This window comes from Bdellovibrio bacteriovorus (assembly GCF_048286975.1).
Lineage (GTDB): Bacteria > Bdellovibrionota > Bdellovibrionia > Bdellovibrionales > Bdellovibrionaceae > Bdellovibrio > Bdellovibrio bacteriovorus_H.
This window is the reverse complement of sequence record NZ_JBLVRT010000001.1, coordinates 1,449,127-1,468,429: the sequence shown is the minus strand read 5'-3', so window position 1 is coordinate 1,468,429 and position 19,303 is coordinate 1,449,127. Positions and strand designations below refer to the sequence as shown.

The following is a 19,303-nucleotide window of genomic DNA, read 5'->3' as shown; positions in this document are numbered from 1 at the left end:
CCTACGACCAGACCGATTCTTGCTCGGTGGAATGGCCAAAAATCCTTGATAATCTATGACCCTATGTTCAATTCAAAGGCTTCCAAGGGCAAAAAATTTATCGACCAGCAGGTTATCAAGCTGGCCGACGGCGAAATCCTTTTCCGCGAAGGGGATCTCAGTCGCGAAATGTACATCGTGCAAAAAGGCGCCGTCGAAGTCTTTAAAAGAGTCGAAGGCCAAACGATGATCCTCAGTCGCATCGACCGCGGCAGCATGGTGGGCGAAATGTCATTGCTGGAATCCCTGCCAAGATCTGCGTCTGCGCAGGCCGTGGGTGAAACGACCCTGCTGATGTTTGATCCGGGAAGTTTCTTGCTGAAAATCCGTCGTGATCCGACATTTGCTTTTGAGCTGATGAAACAGCTAAGTGGTCGCATCCGTCAGACCAATGAAAAGCTGATCACGCTGATGGCGGCAGAACAGTTTTCAAAAAATGCTCTGCAAGAAATCACGGAATCCTCTTTATGATTATTGATGTCACCACAGAAAAGATGGTGGTTATTTCTGATCTGCATCTGGGGAATCCCTTTTCCGAAGCCAAAAAATCCCTGATTGAGTTTCTGTATTGGGCAGCGGAAAACAAGTACGATGTCTGCATCAATGGCGACGGACTTGAGATTGCCCAGGTGTCTTTTCGTAAAATGGCCGAAGACGTACCCGAAGTTTTTCGGGCGGTAAAAGCCATCACCAAAGCCGGCAACCGCGTATTTTACGTCGTCGGCAATCATGACATCGTTCTGGAAAACTTTCTGGAAGACTGGGGTCCTTTGACTCTGGCGCCATTTTTAAACGTTCGGTGTGGCAAACAGCGCATCCGCATCGAACACGGGCACCTGTATGACCCCTTCTTTGTAAAGCGCCCGGATCTGTACGAATTTTTGACCTGGCTGGGTGGCTTTGCCCTGATGGTCAGCCCACGAATTTACAAAGCCTGGATTAAGTTTGAAGAAATAAAGTCCCGCCTGCGCCGTCGCTTCCGCGGAAGCAGCGAAGTCCCGTGCCTGCCCGGAGAACATCCGGACTTTGTGATCGCGGCCGAAGAAATCTGTTCCCGCGGCTTTGATGCCATCATCTTTGGTCACACTCACCATCCCGGCACCATTGATCTGCCCCAAGGAAGGTATTTCAACAGCGGTTCCTGGATGATTTCGCCGACCTATATCGGCATTACAAGCCAGGATGTGGTTCTGACTCAGTTTGAAGCTGATAAGGGGCTTTAGCCGCCACTAAAGGCGGCGTGTGGGATCACCGAGTTCCGCCAGAATATCCCATCCGAACTTTTCCAGCTTGGAATCCCCGATGCCATAGATGTTTTTCATCTCATCAAGAGTGCGTGGGTTTTTCACCGCCAGTTGGCGCAGGGTCAAATCACCGAAGACCACGAAGGCTGGCACATCCAGCTCTTTCGCCTTTTCACGTCTCCAGCGCTTCAGAAGCTCCATGCGTTTTTCCTGAATCTCATCCAGCACGATATCGTCGGTGTTGGTGATTTTTTTGGATTTGCTGGAGGCCTTTTTCAGTTTGGTGACAACCTGATCCATCTTCGCCAGCGGAGTCACAGACTTCTGGATACGACGACTTGATTTCGGATCACAACTGTCACAATGCCCACAGCGCTCGATGCGCTGGGAGTCTTTGTAGTAAGTAAGAATCTCGGCGTGACGACACTCTCCCCCTTCGGAATAGTTCACTAGGGCGTCCAGATTTCTCCAGCGCGCGTCTTTGATTTCATCCGGTGCTTCCGAGCTGTGAATGAAGAAGGACTGAAGACCTTTGTCTTTCTTGGAATACAAAGTCAGACAGGTCGAATGCTCGCCGTCACGGCCCGCACGTCCCATTTCCTGATAAAGAGCATCGATATTGGCAGGAATCTGGAAATGCACCACCAGACGCACATCCGGCTGATCGATACCCATACCGAAGGCATTGGTCGCCACCAGAATGCGCAGCTCCCCTTTGGCGTAAGCTTCCTGGGTGCTGGTGCGAGTTTCGGAAGTCAGACCGGCATGATAGTAGCCCACAGTTTTACCGAACTTCTTTTGCAGGAAAGCCGCAATACTTTCAGTGACCTTGCGAGTCCCACAGTAAACGATGATGCGCCCTTCAGGGGTTTGTTTGATACTTTGAAGCAGCAAAAGAAGCTTTACGTCTTCGTCTTCACACAGCTCCACCTGATAGTACAGGTTGGAACGGTAGAATCCGTGAACCATGCGCTCGGGCTTTTGCAGCTTCAGATGCTTGGAAATATCATCCAAGACGGTCGGTGTCGCCGACGCGGTCAGTGCCAGCACGGGAACATCCGGGCACAGCTTTTTCAAAACATTCAGCTGCGCATATTCTTCACGGAAATCGTGCCCCCACTGGGACACGCAGTGAGCTTCATCAATCGCAAAAAGGCCGACCTGACGGTTTTGCACCCAGCGATGGAAGCCCTCTTTCTGAGCGCGCTCCGGGGAAAGATACAACACGAAAGCGCCGCCCTTGTTGATCTCGGCGAAGACCTCACGTTTGTCGTCATCACTTTGTCCGGAGTGCAGGGCGCCTGCCGGAATACCATAACGGCGCAAAGAAGCCACCTGATCCTTCATCAAAGCAATCAGTGGGGAAATAACGATGACAAGCTTTTGTGTGGCAACCGCCGGATACTGATAGCACAGGGATTTTCCACCACCCGTCGGTAGAACGGCCAGAACATCACGGCCACCCATCACCGAATCGATGATCTCTTTTTGCCCGCGACGGAAACCGGAAAGATTGAAGTATTTTTTGAGCTGGTTTTCCTGCGGACTGGCGGCGATTTCCATAAACGACACTTTCATTCAAACACCCCTTGATTTCAACAAGATTGCACGGCTTCTTGTGCTGCCGCGCAAACAGGCAGCAAGAACAAGGCGAGGCCCTAAGTGCCCTGAATCCTTCGGAAGTTCCCGGGCGTTTCCGAATTCCAGTCGGAAAAATTTTGCAAGACCTGCCCCGCAATTTATGCGAACCTATAAATCCGAAGGAGTTTTTATGAAGGCATTCTCATTTCTAACAATTCCTGCCCTGCTGCTGGGTTGTTCCTCCCCTGCCCCGAAAGAGGCTCCAGCCAAGGAAGCCGCGCCAGTCGCAGCGGATCCTTACCCGGACAAGGCCGTCTGTTTTTTGCTGATTGATGCCCAAACCGGCCAGATTCAGAAATCCATTAATGAGGAAAACTGTCAGGTGCAGCGTCCGGCGTGTTCGACTTTCAAGGTTCCCTTGGCGGTGATGGGCTTTGATTCCGGCATTCTGAAAAATGAAAGCACGAAATTCAAATGGAACGGCAAAAAGCACTCCATCCCCGAGTGGAACAAAGATCAGACGGCCGCTTCGTGGATGAAAAATTCCACCGTGTGGTATTCCCAGGTCTTGACCGGCAAGATGGGCTTTCAAAAGCTGCAAACGTATCTGCGCAAGTTTGATTACGGCAATCAGGATATTTCCGGCGGAATCAAAACCGCGTGGCTGACTCCGGCCTCTTTCACCCCGGATGAAAAAGGCTTCTCTCTGCGCATTTCAGGATTTGAACAAACCGACTTCCTGAAAAAACTTTTGTACGATAAATTGCCGGCGACCAAACGCTCGCAGGAACTGACCAAGAAAATCATGTTCCTGGAAAAGACCCCGAAGGGTTATGACTTCAGCGGAAAAACCGGATCGGGCTATACGGATGAAGCTCAAAAACGCCGCATCGGCTGGTTCGTGGGATTCATCAAAACACCTGATCGCCAGTATGTTTTTGCAACAAACTACATCGACACCGTGGACGTGGAAAACGCCGAATTCGGCAGCCGCCTCGCCAAACAACTGACCATCAATCTGCTAAAAGAGGAAAACCTCTGGTAAGAAAAAAGGTACCTGCTTACTTTTTCCGAAGCGGCGCATCTGGCGCAATGCTTCTGCAAAAGTAAGCAGGTACCTTTTGGTTATTTCATGATGACGGTGATTTCTTTGCTTTCAGGGACTTGGGAGCCGGCGGTTGGGAAGACTTCGCTGACCGTGCCTTGCCCTACGAACTTCACTTTCAAATCCTGACCGCTGACTTTGCGAAGAACTTCGCGGGTCGTCAGGTTCATCAGATTTGGAACGGTATCGCCCGTTTCAATGTTGGTCACTTTATCCAGTTCGGTCGCAGTCAGAAGCGCTCTTGGAGCTTCGGCTTTCTTCACCACTTTGGGTTCGGAAGCCACTCGGCGGACTTTTGGATTCACCGTGGATTCTTCAGCCAGCTGCAAAGGAGCAATGCCTTCTTTACGAACCGCATAAGATGCGATTCTTGAGAACACCGGAGCAGCGACCGTTGCCGCATAATAAGATTTGCGCGGAGAATCCACCGCCACATAGATCACAAATTTTGGATCATTGGCTGGAATGAAACCACCGAAGCTAGAGATATAAGCTCCACGAAGGTACCCACGTCCGTTCGGATTTACTTTTTGAGCAGTCCCTGTTTTACCGGCCACCATGAAACCATCTACGCGGGCGTTGCCGCCCGTGCCGCCCTTGGTGGTCACACCCAAAAGCATCGCGCGCATTTGAGCAGCTTGTTCAGGGGACAGAATGCGGCGGATGGGTTTTGGCTGAACTTCAACCAACTCGCCTGTTTCAGCATCACGCATGCTTTGGACAATGTACGGTGTATTCAAAACACCACCGTTGGCAATCGCCGCAAATGCATTGGCAATTTGCAAAGGTGTCGTGGAAATCCCGTGGCCGAAGGAGATATTGGAAAGCAAGTGCTGTCTCCAAGGAAGACCCTGCACCATGCCGCGGGCTTCACCCGGCAGATCCACACCCAGGCGCTGGCCGAATCCGAAATCAAGCAGGCCCTGGCGCAAACGCTCCTGACCCATTTTGAAAGCGATCTTGGTGGTACCGACGTTGGAAGACACTGCCAGGATCTCAGAAACAGTCAGGTCCTCGAACTTCTCTCTGGTTTCGGCTTCTTTGATGATGCGGTCGCCGACTCTGAAGCTGCCTTTTTCACAATAGAACTTGGTGTTGGGCTGAATCAGGCCGTCACGCAAAGCTGCGGCGATCACAAAAGCTTTCATCGTGGACCCGGGCTCAAATGCATCGGTTACGATTTTATTACGGCGATACTCTGACGGGGCCTTGGCAGCTTTGTTCACATCAAATGTAGGCGCAGATGCCAATGCCAGAATTTTGGAAGTCTTCGCATCCAGAATCACACCCACCGCGTGGTCGGCTTCAAACTGGGAAACCGCATTGGCAAGTTCACTTTCAAGACGGTACTGCAAATCGGAATCCACAGTCAGTTTCAGCTCAGTTCCTTCCGGATTTTCGATGAACATCAAACCGTCGTTGATCAATGGACGCCCACGGGCATCACGCTTCACCATGACTTTTTTCTTGTTCCCCATCAACGCCTGATTGTAACCAAGCTCCAGACCTTCAAGTCCCTGCCCTTCGCTGCCAAGGAAACCCAGGGTTTGAGCCAGCAAAGTTTCATTCGGATAAACGCGGCGCCATTCCTCAACAAAAGAAAGACCACGGATGTCCCAGGATTTGATTTCGTCGGCTTTATCCTGTTCCAGCATGCGCTGAATCCACACGAAGCGGCGGTTGCCGTCTTTGATCTTTGCGTAAACGGATTCAGGAGACTGATTCAGAACTTTCGCCAGCTTCTTCGCCACTTGTTTGCGGTTTTCCAAAAGTTTCGGATCGGCATACAGTGAATAAGCCGCCGCCGACATGGCAAGGTCACGGCCATTGCTGTCAACAATCGCCCCACGGCGCGCGGGCAAAGAAACCTTGGTTTGGAACTGACGGTTCTGCAAAGCATTCAAACGGTCGTTGGGAAGAAATTGAAGATAGGCTGCGCGCATCGCCAAAGCGGACCACAACACCAGAATTCCGACGAAGATGACAACAATACGTGATTTCAACTTACAGATCCTTTTTTGCGATGCCTTTTTCAGCCACAGTGTTCATCTCAGAAGCCAGCGGGCCGGTCAGATGAATGATCTGATTGGCCTGAACCTTTTTAAGAGTGAATTTTTGCTGAGCCACGGAATCCAAAAGCTGAGGACGCGTGATTTTTGCCAAAGAGATTTCCTTGGTGCGTTTTTCTTCCCAGACTTTTTTGTGTTCGCGGGTCAGTTTCAGAACGCTGTATCCCATACGGCGTTCTTCCATCTGCAGGAACACAATTGAAAACAAAGTAAAGATGACAATAAGAATACTGAAGAAAGGTTTAAGCTGCTTAAAGTTTTGTGAGCTCATCCTGAGCACTCCTCTCGAATATTCTCAGCTTCGCAGAGCGTGAGCGAGAATTTCTGTCACACTCTTCCTGAGTGGGAACAATTACTTTCTTAGTCACCGTGCGGCCCAGATCCTCGGACTCACGGAAAATATTTTTTACGATACGATCTTCCAGAGAGTGGAAAGAGATCACCGCCAGTCGCCCGCCGGGATTCAGCGCGCGAATCATTTTCGGAATCGCCTCTGCCACCACTTCCAGTTCAGAATTCACCGCCAGTCGCAAAGCCATGAAATACTTCGTGGCCGGGTGATGGCCTTTAACCTGCCATCCATCCACGCGTTCAATCAGCCCTGCCAGGGCGCCTGTTGTCTGGAATGCTTTTGTTTTGCGGTCATTGACGATCGCACGTACGACTCGGGAAGGGCGATAGACCTCGCCGTATTCCTTGAAGATTCGAATGAGCTCATCCTCAGAAGCCGTATTAATAAGCACCTCAGCTGTCAGTCCCTGCTGCTGGTTCATTCTCATATCCAGGGGGCCGTCGTTATAAAAACTAAAGCCTCGTTCTCCCTGGTCCAATTGCGGAGAACTCACACCTAGATCTAAGAGCATCATATCAAAGTTATTTAGATTGTGTTCTGAAAACTGCGTGAAATTACCATGGATTACGTTTAACTGGCCCTTCTCGACTTCAGTCTGGAAACGGCTTTGCGCATAGGCAATCGCAGTCAGATCTTGGTCCATGACCGTGGCTTTCATCTGGGGGTACGCATACTTCATCGCCATATAGTGACCACCCCGGCCAAAAGTCCCGTCGAAGTAATGCAGCTCTTTCTTTTCACGCAGCGGATAGAACGCGCCCAGCACTTCCTGCAGTAAAACCGGATAGTGTTCAGGGGAAAATTCAAACGGAAGCTCGACCTTTGGCGGGATCACTTCTTCCTGACGTTCAATTCTTTCACCTGATTTGGGTTTGTACTTCTTCATGGGGCCGCGCTTTCACTATAGTTTTCGGGCTATTAGATGATTCAAGGTATGAATTATTCTATTGAGCGTCAAGTCGCTTTGCCTTAACCTGTTTTTAAGGCTTCTTCGTATTGAAAAGGATTTCGATGCTTATCAACTGCCCCCGCTGTGGTTTTCAACAACCTAAAGACAAATACTGCGCGCAGTGTGGCGTTGATATGGAGAGCTTTAAGCCGGCGACTCCTCCAGCCTGGAAACGTTTTTTTGGAAATCCGTTAATTCAATTGTCTTTGGTGGTTGTCATTGCCGGCGGTGTCGGCATCACTCTTTACAAAAAAGGCCAGCAAAACCTGGAACGCCGGGTGAGCTATCTGAAATCAACGGTGCAAATCAATTCCGCCGGCGGTCCTGTTGACGTGCCCCCGACAGAAGACAGCGCCAACTTTGCCAATCAAGACACCCAAGAATCGACTCAGTCTTCCGAAGCTGCTGACGGGACCATAGATGCTTACAAAGTAGAACCGCCCCCTGCCGCAGCGACGACCGTGGCTGCCGCGGCTGCACCGGAACTGACCGATCGTACGAGCCGCGCCGTTGCCAAAGCCGGAGCCCACCTGATTGTCTATTACACTGAAGTTTCCCGCGGACGCCTGAACGCCATCTTTGGTGCCAGCCGATCCACCGGGCAGTTTATGAATTTCAACGAGTACTCAGCTGGCATCCTGCCGGACTTTGAGAAAAACGTGATGAACCGCCCTGACATCAAGATCCTGCACAAGGAAGACCGTCCCTTGACGGCCTCCAGAACTTTGCAATGGTCTTACACCTTGAAGGACCGCAGAAATCCAGCCATCGAAATCGGCCTGACCACGTTCTTTGAACTGAATGACTTTGATAACAACAACCTGCGCGGCAACTTGGAAATCCAGAGAAACTGGCGCGAGCCGGCTCCGGGGGGCGGGTTTGAACTTCAGCGCAAGTCTTTCCCGGCGATCTTTGAAATCGGCGGCGAGACTGGTTTTTTCATGTCTGGCGTGATGCCTCCGATGTCCAACATGGGCCCGGAAGAAGACCAGCTGATGAACTTTGAAATCTACAAGATCCTGCGCTCCCCCCAGTTTCGTTCCGGCGAGAGCGACTTTGTGATCTTTGTTGAGTTCGAAAAAGGCAACTGATTCACCAAAGGCAGCAGCATGGCATTTCAACAGGAACTGAGTCACCACTATGGTCCTCAGGTACACATCATTGACAGCCCTTTCCTTAACGGTCTTTTAGCCAAACTCTGCCACCCCGACACTTATCAGCCTGAAATCAACCGCATCGTGGAAGTGCTTTACACCCACATGATTTCCATCACGATCAACAATGAATTTGCGATGGAAAAGTTCGAACAAGAAACCCGCATGACCGCCATGCACCCGGATAAAAAGCTGTCTGGCCTTCGCATCAACCCGGGGCAGAAAGCCGTCAGCGTGAACCTGGCCCGCGCCGGAACCTATCCCAGCCACATCTGTTACAACTTCCTGCACTTTTCTTTACCCGGAAAAAACGTTCGTCAGGACCATATCTTTGCGGCCCGGGTGACAAACAGCAAAGACGCTGTGACCGGAGCCGAGTTCGGCGGCATTAAGATCGGGGGCGATGTCAAAGATGCCCATGTGATCTTCCCAGACCCCATGGGGGCCACGGGCAACACCATGGTGACCGCCATCGACCACTACAAGACCCATATTGAAGGTCCGGCCCGCAAGTTTATAGCCCTTAACCTGATTGTGACGCCCGAGTATTTGAAGAATGTACTGGCTGCACACCCAGAGGTCGTAATCTATGCCTTAAGACTTGACCGGGGACTGTCCCCTCAGGCAGTTTTAGATGCAACTCCCGGACAATTTTGGGATCAAGAACGCGGCCTGAACGAAAAGCAATACATCGTTCCCGGCGGCGGCGGCTTCGGCGAAATCATGAACAACTCCTTCGTGTAGTTGGAGAAAGGGCGACCATGACAAATCTTTCCTTGAAACCTTACCTTACTGAAGAGCAGATCCAGCAAAAAGTGAAAGAGATTGGGGCTACCCTTTCCAAGAAATTCAAAAACGAAAAGGTCGTTGCGATCTGCGTTTTGAAGGGCTCTTTCATGTTCTACTCTGATTTGGTTCGTAACATCGAAGCTGACATCACTTGTGAATTCTTCGGCGTGGCGTCTTACCACGGTGGCACTTCTTCCTCTGGCGAAGTGAAAGTGACTCTGGACCTTGCTGGTCCGGTTGAAAACTGCCACGTGATCCTGGTGGAAGACATCGTGGACACAGGTCTGACCATGAACTATCTGAAAAACGCCATCCAGTCCCGCAAGCCAAAATCTTTGACGACTGTTGCATTGCTGGAAAAACCGGATGCATTGAAAGTGAAATGTGACATTGATCACGTGGGCTTCAAAATCGCCAACGAATTCGTTGTTGGTTACGGTTTGGATTATCAGGGTTACTACAGAAATCTTCCTTACATCGCGCAAGTTCAGAACTTCCAGTAAGCAAGACGACTGCAGAAATAAAAAAAGGAGCCCACAAGGCTCCTTTTTTTATTTCAGGATCTGCTGCTGATTAGAACTTGCAGTTCATTTCAGCCAGAACTTTTTCTTTAAAGATCGTCTTCACTGAATCCAGGGCGTAACCCAAAGAAATATCCTTCAGATCCGGGGACACCTTCAGCATCAGCACTTGGTAGTCCTGACCTTCCGGTCCCATCGCCGGTAGTTTCTCTTTCTTCGTCAGCACACCATCACGGTAAGTGATACTTAGTCCCGGACGCGCCACCAGCACGCCTTCTTTCAATGGTAACTGAGCGGCAGCAATACGGATGGAATCCTGAATCCCTGTTTCTTTATCTGAACGCAAAGAAACAACCACGGCACCTTTGCCGTCTTTTTGTTTTTCCACGGAATAATCACAAGACGTCGCATCTGTGTTCAACAGATTGGAAAACCCAAGGACCTCTTTCGTGGATTTGGAAACTTCTGTCGCAGCGAAAGTCACGGTCCCAAAAAACAGAATAACGGCGCTAATGGCAAAGATGTGCTTTTTCATAGGGCGCAGTATAGGGGTGCTTGAGGCCCCTTTAAAGAGGCAATAAACGGCCCTTCAGAAACCCTAAAGAGCCTTCTAATTTCATATACTTAGCCACCATGAAAAAGCTGCCTGTCAAAACTTCACACAGGCCTTTTCAAAGCTTTTAGCGCATCAGAATACCGACACCGAAAAGTACGTACAAAAGCGACGACCCGTAGTTGATCCACTTCATCTTGATTTTTTGAGTCAGCTTTTCACCAAAGGCCACGGCCAATCCGTCAGCAAACATCATCCCCGCCGTCGTCCCCAGGGTGACCAGGACGATGTTTTGATATTTTGCCGCCAAGGCCACCGTGCTGAGCTGGGTTTTGTCGCCGATTTCTGCGAAGAAGAACAACACAGTCGTTGTCCAGAAAGCACCCCACTTCATATTTTCAGAATTGGAGTCGTCCTTGTCTGGAATCAGAATCCACAAAGCAAAACCAAAGAACGTCAGCGCCAAAGCCCAGTTCAGCCATTGCCCCGGAACGGTGGCCGCGATCCATTCGCCCGCCCAGGCGGCCAGAGCATGATTTAGAACGGTGGCGGTAAAGATGCCGGCCATCACGTGCCACGGTTTTTTGAATTTCGATGCCAAAACCAATGCCAATAGCTGAGTTTTGTCGCCCATTTCTGTGGCGGCCACCAGTAAGAATGAATTGATGATTGCTTCCATTTGCCCTCGATACGGTTATGACCGTGGGGGCTTGCTTCAAAAAGAAAACGAGACCACACGGTGCTTTGTTAAAAAAACACTCGTGTCAGTCTCGTCAACAGAAGGACTTTTGGGGTCCTTAGGCATTTAAACCGGAGTTCATCACTCAGTATGTCGGTTTAAATCAAATCTTGGGAAAGATTGCGACTACTCCCTAACTACTCGGCCAACTTACGAAGGCCGCAGATGAAAGTCAAAAGAAAACTCCCCCGCAACTTGATGTTGCGTCTGACATTCTACACCTTGGCGAACCGGGCTGAATTCTCTATAACTGGGGGGATGAAGACTTCTCTAAAAACACAGTTAATTCGCTCGCTTGTCGCGGCTCTGACGGCCTTGGGGCTTTTGGCTTTTCTACTTTGGTACACTCAGCGTCCGCCGACATTGGGGGGCGACTTTGAACTGAACCACAACGGAAAGGCGTGGCAGTTTTCTGCAAACGCGAAAAAGGTGAATCTTCTTTATGTTGGTTACGCGAAATGCCCGGATGTGTGCCCGATGGCGCTCAGCTATTCAGCGCAAGCCTTAAAACAACTGACAGACAAAGAACGTGAAAATGTTCAGCTGATCTTTATCAGCGTGGATGCAGAAAATGACACGGCAGAATCGGTGTCTGTTTACGCTCACCAATTCAATCCGGAATTTATCGGCCTGACAGGGACCACGGCTGAAATCGATGCCGCGATCAAACCGTTTGGCGCCAGCTACATCGTGGAAAAAGATCCGAAGTCTTATCTGGGCTATTCGATCTCGCACACCGACCGCGTATTTGTTTTGAATAAAAAAGGCATTGTTGTCGACAGCATCCAAAGCCCGCGCTCTGCCGATGAAATTACAACCAAAATTAAGGAGAACCTATGAAAGCCATCGTACTTGCAGCTTTGACAGTGGCACTGAGCCCTGTTGCGTTTGCCGCGAAATCCACCGTCACTATTTCAGACGCCCGCATCTTTGCGCCGATCAAAGGCACCAATGCAACAGCAGGTTATGGCGTGATCACGAACACGACCGACAAGGAAGTGACTGTCACGGTTGAAAAGATCGAGCCGTTCAAAGCAGTTGAGATGCACGAAACCGTGGAAAAAGACGGTCGCATGTCCATGCAGAAAGTGGAAAAGCTGACCATCCCGGCGAAGAAATCCGCGGAACTAAAACCGGGCGGCAACCACATCATGCTGTTTGACCCAACCCGCGAAGTCAAAGCTGACGAGACACTGAAAGTATCCTTGAAAGTAAACGGCAAGATTGAATCCTTCGAATTCAAAGTCATCCCCCGCGTGGAGACCAAGAAGGACGAACATCATCACCATCACTAGTTCCAACAGTGATTTAAATAAAAAAGGCGGAGCATTCACTCCGCCTTTTTTTGTTTTTTAGACCTAGCGCAGGTCAAATAGTAAGAATTCGGTTTCCTTCAAGGCTTTGATCTTCAGGTTTTCTTCTTCCACCACCAGGGCATCCCCTGATTTCAGAATTTGACCGTTCACTTCCAGTTCGCCGTCGGCCAGTTGCAGCCAGGCTCCCCGTTTGGAACGCAGAGCGAATTCCTGCTCATACCCTTCGGTAAAAACCGACGCATACAGATCCGCATCCTGGTTGATCTTCTGACTGCCCTCGCGGCCGTCTTTGGAAACGATCAGTTTGAACTGATTCAGTTTCTGTTCACGGGTGAAGGACTGCTGGGTGTAACCCGGAGTCGCTCCAACCACGTCAGGCATGATCCAGATCTGGAACAGCTGAAGGTCCTCCGTCTCGGACGGATTGTATTCGCTGTGGCGCATACCGGTTCCGGCGTGCATCGTTTGAATTTCTCCGGCTTTGATCTGACCGACGTTGCCCAGACTGTCTCTGTGCTCCACGGCGCCTTTCAGCACATAGGTGATGATCTCCATGTCACGGTGCGGGTGCGCTGGGAAACCGGAGGATTTTGCAATCCAGTCCTGATTGATCACACGCAAGTCCCGGTAACCCATGAACTTTGGATCGTAGTAGTCGGCGAAAGAAAATGTGTGCATGGATTTCAGCCAGCCACCGAACTCTGCATAGCCTCTGTCCTCGGATTTGCGTTGATACATCATAATGACCTCCCACTTGAAACGGAGACTTGGTTGATTGTTGTCTGCTTTAGCTTGGGCAGGAACTCCATTTCTTCGTAAATAATATTACACAACTAGACGATCTAAAAAAATTATAATTTTTTGATTAACATGATCTAATTTTTTGATATACTTTTTGAGGTATGACACTGGATCAACTGCAAGTACTTCAAACCATAGTTAAATCGGGAAGCTTCCGGGCTGCTTCCCAGGAACTGCATCGCGCGCAAAGTGCGGTCAGCTATGCCATGCGCACCCTTGAAGGTGAGCTGGGCTTTAAAATCTTCAGCCGCGACCAGTACCGCCCGACATTGACCCCGCAGGGCCGTGCTTTCTTAAAGAAAGCCGACGACCTGATCCTTCAGTTCACTGAGCTGGGGGAAACTGCAGAATTATTGAAAAGAGGACATGAACCGATCATCCGTCTGGCCGTCAGCGCTCTGTGGCCCCTCCCGAACTTGGTCAGTGCGCTGAAGGAATTCTCCTCCCGTTTCCCCCAGACGGAGATCAAAATTATCCACGATGTTCTGAGTGCCGATGAACATCTGCTGGAGGATCATGCCGACATTTCCTTAGGCACAATTTTCAACGACAAAGGGCTTCTCATCACTGAGGAGCTTTTCACTGTGAACATGGTGATGGTGTGTGCCGCCAAGCATCCGCTGGCGAAGCTGAAAAAAGCCACCACCGAGGATCTGAAAAAATATCCTCAGATTGTTCTTTCCAGCACAGTGAAAAGCTCCAATCGCTCGGGAGGTGTTGTGAATCCCGCCAACACCATCAGCGTTCAGGATCTGCAAACGAAGAAGGCCTTCTTAGAGGGCGGTTTGGGTTACGGACGCATGCCAGATTTCGCAGTTAAAGAGGAAATCAAGCAAAAATCCCTCGTGACACTGGGGCAAAAAGCGATCCCGCTTCATGCCAGCATCGGTCGACACTCCGCGAAGGAGCTTGGCCCGTGCGGCAAATTCCTCTGGGACTATTTTTCACGTGGACAAGGCAAGAAGCTAAAATAGAATGTTCAGCGACACAGGGACCATAACTTTCCCACAGTACGGTACCCGCAAGGAGGCAGAATGAAGCAGTATCACGATCTCATCCAAACAGTTCTAGAACATGGCGTGAAAAAAGAGGACCGCACAGGCACCGGCACTATTTCCATGTTCGGTTATCAGATGCGCTACAATCTGCAAGAGGGCTTCCCTCTGCTGACCACCAAAAAACTGCACACGCGCTCGATCTTTCATGAACTGCTATGGTTCCTGAAGGGTGAAACCAACATCAAGTATCTTCACGACAACAAAGTGACGATCTGGGATGAATGGGCTGATGAAAACGGCAACCTGGGCCCGGTGTACGGAAAACAATGGCGCTCCTGGGAAACGGCTGACGGTCGCACGATCGATCAGATCACCAACGTGGTTGAACAAATCAAAAAGAATCCGAATTCCCGCCGCATGCTGGTGGTGGCGTTCAATCCGGGCGACGTTGACAAGATGGCTTTGCCGCCATGTCACGCCTTCTTCCAGTTCTATGTGGCGAACGGAAAGCTTTCCTGCCAGCTGTATCAGCGCAGTGCTGATATTTTCCTGGGCGTGCCGTTCAATATCGCCAGCTACGCTTTGCTGACTCATATGATCGCACAAGTATGCAACCTTGAAGTGGGCGACTTTGTTCACACGCTGGGTGATGCGCATCTTTACCTGAATCACCTTGAACAGGCGAACCTGCAACTGACCCGTGAATTCCGTCCATTGCCTCAGTTGAAACTGAATCCGGCAAAGAAAGATCTTTTCGACTTCACTTACGAAGACATCGAAATCATCGGTTACGATCCGCACCCGGCTATCAAGGCTGAGGTGGCAGTATGATTTTGACTCATGTGGTGGCTTGTTCGCAGAATCGTGTGATCGGCGCGCAAGGGGGCCTTCCCTGGAGTCTGCCCGAGGACATGAAGTTCTTCCGCGACACCACCAAGGGTCATATCATGATCATGGGGCGCAAGACGTTTGATTCTTTCAACGGCCGCGCCCTTCCCAACCGCTATCACATTGTGGTTACACGCGACCCGTCCAAACAAAGCTTTAACTCCACCGAATCAAGTCCTGTGGTTTTCGTTGCTTCCATCGAAGAAGCCGTGAAACACGCCGAACCTCTGACGGCAAAATGGGGTGATGAAGTTTTCATCATTGGTGGTGGCGAGATCTACAAACAAGCCATGCCAATCACGGACAAAATCTATCTGACGCTGATCCATCGCGAATTTCCGGGGGACACTTATTACCCTGAAATTGACGAAAAGGTGTTCACTCAGACAGAGCGACGTGACATCGAAACGCCTATTCCTTTTTCGTTTCTGACTTACTTGCGCAAGTAGGGTCCAGAATCAAGTCCCATCTTGAGACTGATTCAATTTGGACTCTACCAATGCGATATTTTTTCCGAGAATAGAGTTAAGACGCTAATCCCGGAGTGCCTTATGAGCTCAACAACCGCAAAACGATTCAGAACCAAAGAGATGGCTTCGATCGAAGTGTACGGCCACATCGGCATTCTGGTGGCCAAGCTTCGCAATATCTCGCAGACCGGTGCCTTTCTGGAAGTCTCGCAAGGAGACTACGTCCCGCAAAAAGGGGACCTGCTGAACCTTACAGTCAAGTTAGATACTGTCGATCGTACGCACAACGTGGCGGCCGAAGTGATCTGGAGCAAAGGACTGGGCCTGGGCATTTGCTTTATCAACAAGGATCAAATCCTTGAAAGAATGATGGCCAAAGCCGGAGCCTTCTAATAAGATCTCTGCATCATGCAGATCCAAAACTCTCACGACCTCAGCTCTTCCAACACACTTCAATTGCGCTCTCAAGCAGAACGCTTTGTCGAGCTGTACACCCCTGCGGATCTGTCCACCCTGCTGATGAATCCTGACCTGAAGAAACTGCCTTGGAAAATCCTGGGTGGCGGCAGCAATCTGGTTCTGCCTTCTCAAATCGAAGGCCTGGTACTGAAAGTATCTAACCTCGGTCGCAAGCTGATTCACGAAGATCCGGATTACTGGTTCGTCAAAGCCCAGGCCGGAGAAGTCTGGAACGACTTCGTTCAGTGGACCCTGGAAGAAGGCTATTGGGGCCTAGAGAATCTTTCTTTGATTCCTGGCACAGTGGGTGCGGCCCCGATCCAAAACATCGGCGCCTACGGCGTAGAGGTTAAAGACACCCTGTGGGAAGTCCACGCCCTGGATTTGCAGACTGGTGAACCCAGAGTCTTCAGCAATAAAGAATGTCAGTTTTCGTACCGCGACAGCTACTTCAAACAAGAAGGCGCGGGCCGCTATCTGATCTGGGATGTGACCTTCCGTCTGCCAAAGAAAAATGTGCTGCACTTGGAATACGGCGACATCCGCAAAGAAGTTGAGCGCAACAACTGGCCTCAGGATCCCCGTCACGTGGCCCAGGCCGTGATCAACATCCGCCAAAGCAAACTGCCGGATCCAAAAGTGATCGGCAATGCAGGAAGCTTCTTCAAAAACCCCATCGTCAGCAAAGAGCTGCGCGATGGCCTGCTTTCAAAACACAACGACCTGGTCAGCTTCCCGTACGAAGACCGCTATAAACTTGCGGCCGGCTGGCTGATTGATCGCGCCGGCTGGAAGGGCAAAAAGCTGGGCCCGGTGGGCATGTATGAAAAGCAGGCGCTGGTTCTGGTGAACCACGGTGGCGCGACCGCTGATGACGTATGGAAGCTGGCTCGCCAGGTGTCTTCTGACGTTCACTCCCAATTCGGCGTCGAAATCGAAGCCGAACCCATCCGGTGGTAACAGACATTCTTCACGACAACCTCAGTGCATGTATTTTTCTGCAATAAGGACCGCAGATCCCCGTGGAGCGCTTCTGTGGTCCTTCACCTAGACCTTAGTCTCAGCTCCCCTACCAAAGCCTTGTACCCTAACACATAAACCTCTCACAATATGGTATCTGAGTTCTGCCTCAGAAGCCCAAGGAGGGGTTATGAAGAAGACCACCATGTGGATGGCGGCTGTTGCCATTTCCGCTATCAGCTTTTTGCCGCTGCAAAACGCACAATCCGTAGATACCACTCAATATTGGATGAAGGTTCGCGCTGAAGACAAATTCCAGCGAAGCCTGGTTGCCAATACCGGCGCCTCCATCGAAGCGACTCGTGAAGACTACGTGATCGCTGTCGGCAGCCTGGAAGAAAAAAACGCGGTCGAAGAACTGGGACTGCTTGAAGTCAGCTTCCCGATGACCGACGCCATGGATTTCCCAGCGAAAGATGCCGCTTTCCATAACTATGCGGAAATGACCGACAAACTTAGAACTCTGACGTCCCGGCACACCGACATTTCCCAAATGAATTCCATCGGAAAGTCACTTGAAGGCCGTGACATCTGGGCGATTCGCATTTCCGGCGATCTTGCCAATGCTGACACCTTGCCAGCGGCGATCTTTATGGGGGGTCACCACGCGCGTGAACATCTGTCCATTGAGCTGCCACTGTACTATGTGGAATACCTGCTGACCGAATACGCCAACGGCAATCCGCGCATCCAGCGTCTGGTCAATGCGCGTGATCTGCACTTCATCCCGATGGTCAATCCGGACGGAGCTGAATTTGACATTTCCACGGGCAGCTATAAATCCTGGAGAAAAAACCGCAGACAAAACAGCAACGGAACTTACGGTGTGGATCTGAACCGCAATTATGGTTACGGCTGGGGCGGCGGTGGAGCCAGCACCAACCCAAGCAGTGACACGTTCCGTGGACCTGCGGCCTTCAGTGAACCTGAAACCCAAGCGATCAAACGCTATGTGGAATCCCACGAAAACATCACAAGCCTGCTTTCTTTCCATACGTTCTCGCAGTTGATTCTTTACCCTTGGGGTCACCAGTATGAAGGTATTTCCAACACTCGTGACAAACAAGTTCACGAAGTGATGGCAAAAAAGATGGCGGAGTGGAATGGCTATCAGCCACAGCAGTCTTCCGGTCTGTACATCGCCAGCGGGGACACGACAGATTGGTCTTACGGTGAACACAAGATTATTTCTTTCACCTTCGAACTTGATCCGGCCAACAGCGGCTGGGGCTCTGGTGGATTCTATCCAGGTGCGCAGATCATCCCGGAAGTGCAAAGAAAGAATCTGGAACCAGTCCTTTACATGATCGAGTACGCGGACAATCCTTATCGCGTGCTTGATGGCAATGGTCCGATCTTCAAACCCTAGTTTATTGAATCAAAATTAACTCTGAAAAAGGCGGCGCAAGTCGCCTTTTTTATTGCCGTTCAACATGGAATCCGTGACATAAACTTAGCGAAGGTCCAAAAAAATCCAATTGGACTGTCAGAATAAGCCCGACCGACTTCATGCTTGGTGTATGCCAAAGATCAGCTATCAAATCATTCCGCTTCACCATGTGTGCGATACTCAAAAAGAACTTCTGAACGAAGTTTACGGACTGTGGGAGGACACCTTCGGGCGCGTCCTGAACCGCGCCGGAGTCGAACTGGATCACGACGACTTCTTCCGATGTCATGCTGCCGGAGTACTGCTGTATAAAAATGAAATTGTCGGATTCAATCTGTTCACCACATTCGATCTGAATCTGCGTGCTCATCAAAATCACAACTATTTCAAAGAACTCGATCCGCAGTTTGTGAAGTCGGTCACCAAACAGGGCAACAAAATCATGACCATGGAATATTTCACGCTGGCCCCGCTGTGGCGCAAGCAGTCCCAGGAAATCCCCTGGGGTGAAATTCTAACGGGCCTGGGTTTGTTTTATATGGATCAGTCCCCCGCGGACTTTGTCGTCGGAACCCCGCGCGTGGACTTAAAAGTCGATTCGATGTGCGAGCGACTGGGAGCCACCATCCAGGGCCACGTCGAAAAAATGAACTACAAATGCGCCATTGCCGTGTTTGAGAAAAAAGTTGAGAGAAGCTTTGAAAACCCGCTGACTCACCACTGGGTGCGCAAGCTGTGGGAAAAGTACACTCACCACAAGGCCGAAAAGCTGCAAAAACAACAGCAAATGGTCAACACCGCCGAAAACTCTGCCTCACCGCCTCCATTTGAGCTGACCCTTGCCGAGGCGGCCGCGTAAGACTACA

22 protein-coding genes are annotated in these 19,303 nt (G+C 50.5%); 15 read left to right on the top strand and 7 right to left on the bottom strand.

Annotation, left to right across the window (positions count from 1 at the left end; all coding sequences use genetic code 11):
* The first annotated feature begins 63 nt into the window (after positions 1-63).
* Entirely contained in the window at positions 64-510 is a 447-nt protein-coding gene (locus ACNQKP_RS07290) for a Crp/Fnr family transcriptional regulator (protein ID WP_417863821.1), read from the top strand.
* Complete coding sequence (locus tag ACNQKP_RS07285; protein WP_417863819.1) at positions 507-1,262, top strand: UDP-2,3-diacylglucosamine diphosphatase; 756 nt, start codon at positions 507-509, stop codon at positions 1,260-1,262. Before ACNQKP_RS07290 ends, ACNQKP_RS07285 begins: the two co-directional genes overlap by 4 nt.
* 6 nt (positions 1,263-1,268) lie before the next feature.
* Here the strand turns inward: ACNQKP_RS07285 and ACNQKP_RS07280 are convergent, their stop codons facing one another.
* Entirely contained in the window at positions 1,269-2,861 is a 1,593-nt protein-coding gene (locus ACNQKP_RS07280) for a RecQ family ATP-dependent DNA helicase (protein WP_417863817.1), read from the bottom strand.
* Positions 2,862-3,054: 193 nt separating this feature from the next.
* Here ACNQKP_RS07280 and ACNQKP_RS07275 point away from each other — a divergent pair, with 193 nt between their 5' ends.
* Positions 3,055-3,909, top strand: coding sequence for a penicillin-binding transpeptidase domain-containing protein (locus ACNQKP_RS07275; protein ID WP_417863816.1), 855 nt, complete (start codon positions 3,055-3,057; stop codon positions 3,907-3,909).
* 80 nt (positions 3,910-3,989) lie between these two features.
* Here ACNQKP_RS07275 and ACNQKP_RS07270 read toward each other — a convergent pair whose 3' ends face one another.
* The 3 genes from ACNQKP_RS07270 to rsmH are packed head-to-tail and all read right to left on the bottom strand — an operon-like array spanning position 3,990 to position 7,276.
* A complete protein-coding gene (locus ACNQKP_RS07270; RefSeq protein WP_417863815.1) occupies positions 3,990-5,972 on the bottom strand; it encodes a penicillin-binding transpeptidase domain-containing protein in 1,983 nt (660 codons plus the stop codon).
* Position 5,973: 1 nt separating this feature from the next.
* Positions 5,974-6,309 (bottom strand): hypothetical protein, encoded by a 336-nt coding sequence (locus ACNQKP_RS07265; RefSeq protein ID WP_011165571.1) that lies wholly within the window; start codon positions 6,307-6,309, stop codon positions 5,974-5,976.
* Positions 6,290-7,276, bottom strand: coding sequence for a 16S rRNA (cytosine(1402)-N(4))-methyltransferase RsmH (gene rsmH / locus ACNQKP_RS07260; RefSeq protein WP_417863812.1), 987 nt, complete (start codon positions 7,274-7,276; stop codon positions 6,290-6,292). The genes ACNQKP_RS07265 and rsmH overlap by 20 nt, the downstream gene beginning before the upstream one ends.
* A gap of 197 nt (positions 7,277-7,473) precedes the next feature.
* On the opposite strand from rsmH, the gene ACNQKP_RS07255 reads away from it, so the two are divergent.
* The 3 genes from ACNQKP_RS07255 to hpt are packed head-to-tail and all read left to right on the top strand — an operon-like array spanning position 7,474 to position 9,785.
* Positions 7,474-8,430 (top strand): hypothetical protein, encoded by a 957-nt coding sequence (locus tag ACNQKP_RS07255; RefSeq protein ID WP_417863810.1) that lies wholly within the window; start codon positions 7,474-7,476, stop codon positions 8,428-8,430.
* An 18-nt stretch (positions 8,431-8,448) separates the two neighbouring features.
* Complete coding sequence (locus ACNQKP_RS07250; RefSeq protein ID WP_417863809.1) at positions 8,449-9,237, top strand: uracil phosphoribosyltransferase; 789 nt, start codon at positions 8,449-8,451, stop codon at positions 9,235-9,237.
* Between the two features lie 17 nt (positions 9,238-9,254).
* On the top strand, positions 9,255-9,785 hold the full coding sequence (gene hpt, locus ACNQKP_RS07245) for a hypoxanthine phosphoribosyltransferase (RefSeq protein WP_015092239.1): 531 nt from the start codon (positions 9,255-9,257) through the stop codon (positions 9,783-9,785).
* A 70-nt stretch (positions 9,786-9,855) separates the two neighbouring features.
* Here hpt and ACNQKP_RS07240 read toward each other — a convergent pair whose 3' ends face one another.
* Positions 9,856-10,338 carry a hypothetical protein gene (locus ACNQKP_RS07240; protein WP_417863807.1) on the bottom strand — a complete coding sequence of 161 codons (483 nt, stop codon included), beginning with the start codon at positions 10,336-10,338 and terminating at the stop codon, positions 9,856-9,858.
* 145 nt (positions 10,339-10,483) lie between these two features.
* Positions 10,484-11,035, bottom strand: a complete 552-nt coding sequence (locus tag ACNQKP_RS07235) for a TMEM165/GDT1 family protein (RefSeq protein ID WP_417863805.1) — start codon at positions 11,033-11,035, stop codon at positions 10,484-10,486.
* A gap of 318 nt (positions 11,036-11,353) precedes the next feature.
* On the opposite strand from ACNQKP_RS07235, the gene ACNQKP_RS07230 reads away from it, so the two are divergent.
* Together ACNQKP_RS07230 and ACNQKP_RS07225 are read left to right on the top strand one after the other, a co-directional pair.
* Positions 11,354-11,935, top strand: coding sequence for an SCO family protein (locus tag ACNQKP_RS07230; protein WP_417863803.1), 582 nt, complete (start codon positions 11,354-11,356; stop codon positions 11,933-11,935).
* Complete coding sequence (locus ACNQKP_RS07225; RefSeq protein WP_417863802.1) at positions 11,932-12,390, top strand: copper chaperone PCu(A)C; 459 nt, start codon at positions 11,932-11,934, stop codon at positions 12,388-12,390. The genes ACNQKP_RS07230 and ACNQKP_RS07225 overlap by 4 nt, the downstream gene beginning before the upstream one ends.
* A 63-nt stretch (positions 12,391-12,453) precedes the next feature.
* Here the strand turns inward: ACNQKP_RS07225 and ACNQKP_RS07220 are convergent, their stop codons facing one another.
* A complete protein-coding gene (locus ACNQKP_RS07220; protein WP_417863801.1) occupies positions 12,454-13,152 on the bottom strand; it encodes a pirin family protein in 699 nt (232 codons plus the stop codon).
* 161 nt (positions 13,153-13,313) lie between these two features.
* Here ACNQKP_RS07220 and ACNQKP_RS07215 point away from each other — a divergent pair, with 161 nt between their 5' ends.
* The 7 genes from ACNQKP_RS07215 (at position 13,314) to ACNQKP_RS07185 (ending at position 19,296) form a co-directional block, all read left to right on the top strand.
* Entirely contained in the window at positions 13,314-14,186 is an 873-nt protein-coding gene (locus tag ACNQKP_RS07215) for a LysR family transcriptional regulator (RefSeq protein WP_417863799.1), read from the top strand.
* 60 nt (positions 14,187-14,246) lie between these two features.
* A complete protein-coding gene (locus ACNQKP_RS07210; protein ID WP_417863798.1) occupies positions 14,247-15,041 on the top strand; it encodes a thymidylate synthase in 795 nt (264 codons plus the stop codon).
* Positions 15,038-15,547, top strand: coding sequence for a dihydrofolate reductase (locus ACNQKP_RS07205; RefSeq protein WP_417863796.1), 510 nt, complete (start codon positions 15,038-15,040; stop codon positions 15,545-15,547). Before ACNQKP_RS07210 ends, ACNQKP_RS07205 begins: the two co-directional genes overlap by 4 nt.
* 102 nt (positions 15,548-15,649) lie before the next feature.
* On the top strand, positions 15,650-15,961 hold the full coding sequence (locus ACNQKP_RS07200; protein ID WP_417863795.1) for a PilZ domain-containing protein: 312 nt from the start codon (positions 15,650-15,652) through the stop codon (positions 15,959-15,961).
* A 15-nt stretch (positions 15,962-15,976) separates the two neighbouring features.
* Positions 15,977-16,987, top strand: coding sequence for a UDP-N-acetylmuramate dehydrogenase (gene murB, locus ACNQKP_RS07195; protein ID WP_417863794.1), 1,011 nt, complete (start codon positions 15,977-15,979; stop codon positions 16,985-16,987).
* A 190-nt stretch (positions 16,988-17,177) separates the two neighbouring features.
* Positions 17,178-18,416, top strand: coding sequence for a M14 family metallopeptidase (locus tag ACNQKP_RS07190; protein WP_417863793.1), 1,239 nt, complete (start codon positions 17,178-17,180; stop codon positions 18,414-18,416).
* Positions 18,417-18,567: 151 nt separating this feature from the next.
* Entirely contained in the window at positions 18,568-19,296 is a 729-nt protein-coding gene (locus ACNQKP_RS07185; protein WP_417863791.1) for a hypothetical protein, read from the top strand.
* The last annotated feature ends 7 nt before the right edge of the window (positions 19,297-19,303 follow it).

Bases quoted from the DNA above. Each gene is read 5' to 3' on its own strand.
- ACNQKP_RS07240 (WP_417863807.1), bottom strand. From the start codon at position 10,338: ATGAAAAAGCACATCTTTGCCATTAGCGCCGTTATTCTGTTTTTTGGG.
- ACNQKP_RS07225 (WP_417863802.1), top strand. From the start codon at position 11,932: ATGAAAGCCATCGTACTTGCAGCTTTGACAGTGGCACTGAGCCCTGTT.
- ACNQKP_RS07250 (WP_417863809.1), top strand. From the start codon at position 8,449: ATGGCATTTCAACAGGAACTGAGTCACCACTATGGTCCTCAGGTACAC.
- ACNQKP_RS07230 (WP_417863803.1), top strand. From the start codon at position 11,354: ATGAAGACTTCTCTAAAAACACAGTTAATTCGCTCGCTTGTCGCGGCT.
- ACNQKP_RS07220 (WP_417863801.1), bottom strand. From the start codon at position 13,152: ATGATGTATCAACGCAAATCCGAGGACAGAGGCTATGCAGAGTTCGGT.
- ACNQKP_RS07210 (WP_417863798.1), top strand. From the start codon at position 14,247: ATGAAGCAGTATCACGATCTCATCCAAACAGTTCTAGAACATGGCGTG.
- ACNQKP_RS07185 (WP_417863791.1), top strand. From the start codon at position 18,568: ATGCCAAAGATCAGCTATCAAATCATTCCGCTTCACCATGTGTGCGAT.
- ACNQKP_RS07205 (WP_417863796.1), top strand. From the start codon at position 15,038: ATGATTTTGACTCATGTGGTGGCTTGTTCGCAGAATCGTGTGATCGGC.
- hpt (WP_015092239.1), top strand. From the start codon at position 9,255: ATGACAAATCTTTCCTTGAAACCTTACCTTACTGAAGAGCAGATCCAG.
- ACNQKP_RS07215 (WP_417863799.1), top strand. From the start codon at position 13,314: ATGACACTGGATCAACTGCAAGTACTTCAAACCATAGTTAAATCGGGA.
- ACNQKP_RS07290 (WP_417863821.1), top strand. From the start codon at position 64: ATGTTCAATTCAAAGGCTTCCAAGGGCAAAAAATTTATCGACCAGCAG.
- ACNQKP_RS07255 (WP_417863810.1), top strand. From the start codon at position 7,474: ATGGAGAGCTTTAAGCCGGCGACTCCTCCAGCCTGGAAACGTTTTTTT.
- ACNQKP_RS07200 (WP_417863795.1), top strand. From the start codon at position 15,650: ATGAGCTCAACAACCGCAAAACGATTCAGAACCAAAGAGATGGCTTCG.
- ACNQKP_RS07235 (WP_417863805.1), bottom strand. From the start codon at position 11,035: ATGGAAGCAATCATCAATTCATTCTTACTGGTGGCCGCCACAGAAATG.
- ACNQKP_RS07265 (WP_011165571.1), bottom strand. From the start codon at position 6,309: ATGAGCTCACAAAACTTTAAGCAGCTTAAACCTTTCTTCAGTATTCTT.
- ACNQKP_RS07285 (WP_417863819.1), top strand. From the start codon at position 507: ATGATTATTGATGTCACCACAGAAAAGATGGTGGTTATTTCTGATCTG.
- murB (WP_417863794.1), top strand. From the start codon at position 15,977: ATGCAGATCCAAAACTCTCACGACCTCAGCTCTTCCAACACACTTCAA.
- ACNQKP_RS07190 (WP_417863793.1), top strand. From the start codon at position 17,178: ATGAAGAAGACCACCATGTGGATGGCGGCTGTTGCCATTTCCGCTATC.
- rsmH (WP_417863812.1), bottom strand. From the start codon at position 7,276: ATGAAGAAGTACAAACCCAAATCAGGTGAAAGAATTGAACGTCAGGAA.
- ACNQKP_RS07280 (WP_417863817.1), bottom strand. From the start codon at position 2,861: ATGAAAGTGTCGTTTATGGAAATCGCCGCCAGTCCGCAGGAAAACCAG.
- ACNQKP_RS07275 (WP_417863816.1), top strand. From the start codon at position 3,055: ATGAAGGCATTCTCATTTCTAACAATTCCTGCCCTGCTGCTGGGTTGT.